The 3,712-nt window shown below is 67.0% G+C and carries 4 protein-coding genes; 2 read left to right on the forward strand and 2 right to left on the reverse strand.

Going from position 1 to position 3,712, the window contains the following annotated elements; all coding sequences use genetic code 11:
• Both JOZ00_RS11200 and JOZ00_RS11205 read left to right on the forward strand, forming a co-directional pair.
• Positions 1-478, forward strand: a 478-nt coding sequence (locus JOZ00_RS11200; RefSeq protein WP_293343701.1) for a phosphate acyltransferase, incomplete at its 5' end; no start/stop codon positions are given.
• Positions 468-1,622 carry an acetate kinase gene (locus tag JOZ00_RS11205; protein WP_293343703.1) on the forward strand — a complete coding sequence of 385 codons (1,155 nt, stop codon included), beginning with the start codon at positions 468-470 and terminating at the stop codon, positions 1,620-1,622. The genes JOZ00_RS11200 and JOZ00_RS11205, both read left to right, overlap by 11 nt.
• Here JOZ00_RS11205 and JOZ00_RS11210 read toward each other — a convergent pair.
• Complete coding sequence (locus JOZ00_RS11210; RefSeq protein ID WP_293343705.1) at positions 1,611-2,795, reverse strand: DUF1501 domain-containing protein; 1,185 nt, start codon at positions 2,793-2,795, stop codon at positions 1,611-1,613. The genes JOZ00_RS11205 and JOZ00_RS11210 overlap by 12 nt on opposite strands.
• A gap of 11 nt (positions 2,796-2,806) precedes the next feature.
• On the reverse strand, positions 2,807-3,712 hold a 906-nt coding region (locus tag JOZ00_RS11215), incomplete at its 5' end, for a DUF1800 family protein (protein ID WP_293343707.1).

A 3,712-nucleotide genomic window follows, 5' to 3' on the forward strand; every position in this document is an offset into this window, starting at 1 on the left:
CGATCCGACCCCGGAGCAACTCGCCGACATCGCGATCTCGTCCGCTCGCACCGCCGCGCGGTTCGGCATCGAGCCCAAGGTGGCCATGCTGTCCTACTCGACCGGCGATTCGGGCAGCGGGGCCGACGTCGACAAGGTCAGGACGGCTACGAAATTGGTGCGACAGCGGGATCCGCAGCTGCCGGTCGAGGGACCCATCCAATACGACGCCGCCATCGAACCCTCGGTCGCTGCGACCAAGCTGCGCGACTCGCCGGTCGCCGGCCGCGCCACCGTGCTGATCTTCCCCGACCTGAACACGGGCAACAACACCTACAAGGCGGTGCAGCGCAGCGCCGGTGCGATCGCCATCGGCCCGGTGCTGCAAGGCCTGCGCAAGCCGGTGAACGACTTGTCCCGGGGCGCACTGGTCGAAGACATCGTGAACACGGTGGCCATCACCGCGATCCAGGCTCAAGGTGTTCGCAGTGACTTCTAGCGCAACCGTATTGGTGATCAACTCCGGCTCGTCGTCTCTGAAATATCAACTCGTCGAACCCGATTCCGGAGTCTCGCGGGCAACCGGCAACGTCGACCGGATCGGCGAGGGATCCTCCTCGGTTCCCGACCACGACGCGGCACTTCGGCGCGCGTTCGACACGCTGGCCGACGACGGCATCGACCTCAAGAATTGCGGCCTGGTGGCGGTCGGGCATCGGGTCGTGCACGGGGGCCAGGAGTTTCACTACCCGACGCTGTTGGACGACGCGCGGGTCGCCGCGCTGGAGAAGCTGCCGGAGTTGGCCCCGTTGCACAATCCGCCGGCGATCACCGGGATCGAGGTGGCGCGAAAACTGCTGCCCGACGTCCCGCACATCGCGGTGTTCGACACGGCGTTCTTCCACGGCTTACCGCCGGCCGCGGCGACCTATGCCATCGACCGAGAGTTGGCGCAACGCTGGCAGATCCGCCGGTACGGGTTTCACGGCACGTCGCATCACTACGTCAGCGAGCAGGCCGCTGCCTTCTTGGATCGGCCGCCGCAGAGCCTGAATCAGATTGTGCTGCATCTGGGTAACGGCGCCTCGGCTGCGGCGATCGCCGGCGGGCGCGCGGTGGACACGTCGATGGGCCTGACCCCGCTGGAGGGGCTGGTAATGGGCACCCGCAGCGGTGACATCGACCCGAGCATCGTCGGTTACCTGTGCCGAACCGCCGGCATGGGCGTCGACGACGTGGAGTCGATGCTCAACAAGCGGTCCGGGGTGCTGGGCCTGTCCGGCGAACGGGATTTCCGGCGTCTGCACGAGATGATCCAGTCCGGCGACGAGGCAGCGCAATTGGCCTACGACGTGTTCATCCACCGGCTGCGCAAATACATCGGTGCCTACCTGGCGGTGCTGGAGCGCACCGACGTCATCAGCTTCACCGCCGGCATCGGCGAAAACGACCCCGTGGTGCGCCGCGACGCGCTGGCCGGCCTCGCCAGGCTCGGCATCGTGCTCGACGAAGGCCGCAACGAGAAGCAGGACAAAGGAGCGCGGCGGATATCAGCGGACGATTCGCCGATCGCCGTGTTGGTGGTTCCCACCAACGAGGAACTGGCCATCGCCCGTGACTGCGTGAGTCTGCTACGCGGTTAGGAACCCCAAGCTCTTTCGCCCGGCGCCGACCGCCGGCGTGGGATCCGTCCCGACGGTTCGCTCGAGCAGTTCGTGGTAGACGTCACGAAAGTCGGTGGAGAACTTCAGGTCTCCATTGTCGAGATCGGTCAGGCTGGGCTCGTCGCCGTAGAAGCCACCCCTGACCGGTGTGCCGGCGATGAAGACCGGGCCCGCTGTGCCGTGGTCGGTGCCCTGCGACGCGTTGGCCCGCACCCTGCGTCCGAACTCGGAATACGCCGTCAAGACCACGTTCGAGCTGGCCACCTGCTGCAGGAACGGGGTGACCGCTTCGTCGAACGTTTGCAGCAGGCGCTGTTGGGTGTTGCGTTCGTTGGCGTGGGTGTCGAACCCGCCGAGCTGCACGGTGTATACCCGGGTGGGAACGCGGGCCTTGATCGCGGCGGCGACCATGCTCAGCTGCGAGGCAAGCGAATTCGGTTGTTTTTCAGCAGGTTTGACCGACTTGAAGGTGGTGTTGGTCGTTCGCGCGGCGCGATACGCCTTGCATACCGCGGCCATTGCCGGGGTATCGGAGGGGTCGTCGCGACCGAGTGCGTCCATGACCGTGTCGAACCTGTCCGCCGCGGCGGCCCCGCCGCCCGGCGAAAGCGCCGCCGCCGTGTATTTCGCGCCGACGGCCAGCGGTGGCAGCACCGCCCCGATGTTGACCGCGCGCAGCGGGTCGTCGCCGGTCGCGTCGAGCCAGCGACCGATCCAGCCAGTCGACACCGGCTCGGCCGGTGACGCGGTCTGCCAGATGTCCATGGAACGGAAGTGGCTGTGGTCGGGTTGCGGGTAGCTCACGCCACGCACGATGGCAAGGCGCTGTTGGTTCCACAGTTGGGCTAGCCCCTTCATCGCGGGGTTGAGTCCCAGCTGCTGGTCGAGGTGTAGCACGTCTCCGGGTGCATAGGCCAATTCGGGTCGCGCGTCGTGATAAGCGTTGTCGGCGTAAGGAATCAGGGTGTTGATGCCGTCGTTGCCCCCGTACAGCGTGCACAGCACCAACACCCCGGCTCCGGGCGGCAGCGGGTTGTCCTGCGCCGCCTGCATCAGGTCGTTCCAGTCGACCGCCACCGCGCCGGACAGCAGACCGACCGCGCCGGCGCCTGCGCTGGCGATCAGGAATCTGCGGCGATTCATCTCGGGCATGGGCAATCTCCCTACGACGTCAGGTATTCGGGAGTGTTGACGGCGGCGGCGACCAGCTGCGGTGGCCTACCCGCGAGTGGCCTGAGCGCTTCGACGGTGCGGTCAGACCACGCCCCGATACCGATCAGGTAGCCGACCGCGTCGATGCGCTCGCCGGGTGCGACGTCTTCGATGCTCGACAGGTCGCCGGCACGAGCTAATTCCGTTGCGGCGCGCAGCCGCGTCCCCGCACTGGCGGTGGACAGCCACACCTGGCCGTGTGGCCAGCCGCCGACGCTGGGCGGGTAGAAGGGTCGTTGCCCGAGCGCCAGCAACGTCGAGTCGACCATCTTCATCCGCGCCGGCTCATCCATGGGCACCCGCAGCGAACGGACCACGCCGACAAGCCATTCGACCGGCGTGTTGACGATGGCCGCCCGGCCGCCGGTGAACTCGTTGTCGGTGAGAATCGCCCGGGTCAACGCGTGCAGGTCCCGTTTCGGCCCGTAGGAGGACACCAACCGGTCGAGCGTCTGCTGGGAGGGCGGGTCGTCGGAAGCTAGTTGCTGCCATAGTCTTTCGGCGATGTACTCGGCCGACTTGGGTTGGGCGAGCACGGTGTCGCAGAATCCGGCGGCGTCGAAGTTGCGGGTCTGGCCGAACAGTGTCTTGGCGCTCGCGTCGTGGCGTTTGGCGACCACGGACGTCTGGTCTCCGGCGCCGATCACCCAGCCCGTCAATGCCCGGGCGCCGCTGCGCACGTCGTTTTCGGTATAGCCGTTACCGTGGCCCAGGGCGAACAGCTCCATGAACTCGCGAGAGAGGTTTTCGTTGGGGGACTTCGCGGTGCTCGCCTGGCCATCCAGCCAGCGCAGCATGGCGGCGTCGGTCAGCATCGCGTAAGCGAGGGTGCGGAAATCACCCAGTGACAGGGTGCG

The sequence above is a fragment of the Mycobacterium sp. genome (assembly GCF_019243155.1).
In the GTDB taxonomy this organism is placed as follows: Bacteria; Actinomycetota; Actinomycetes; order Mycobacteriales; family Mycobacteriaceae; genus Mycobacterium.

Excerpts from the sequence above, each read along its gene's own strand:
- JOZ00_RS11210 (WP_293343705.1), bottom strand. The coding sequence starts at position 2,795 with ATGCCCGAGATGAATCGCCGCAGATTCCTGATCGCCAGCGCAGGCGCC.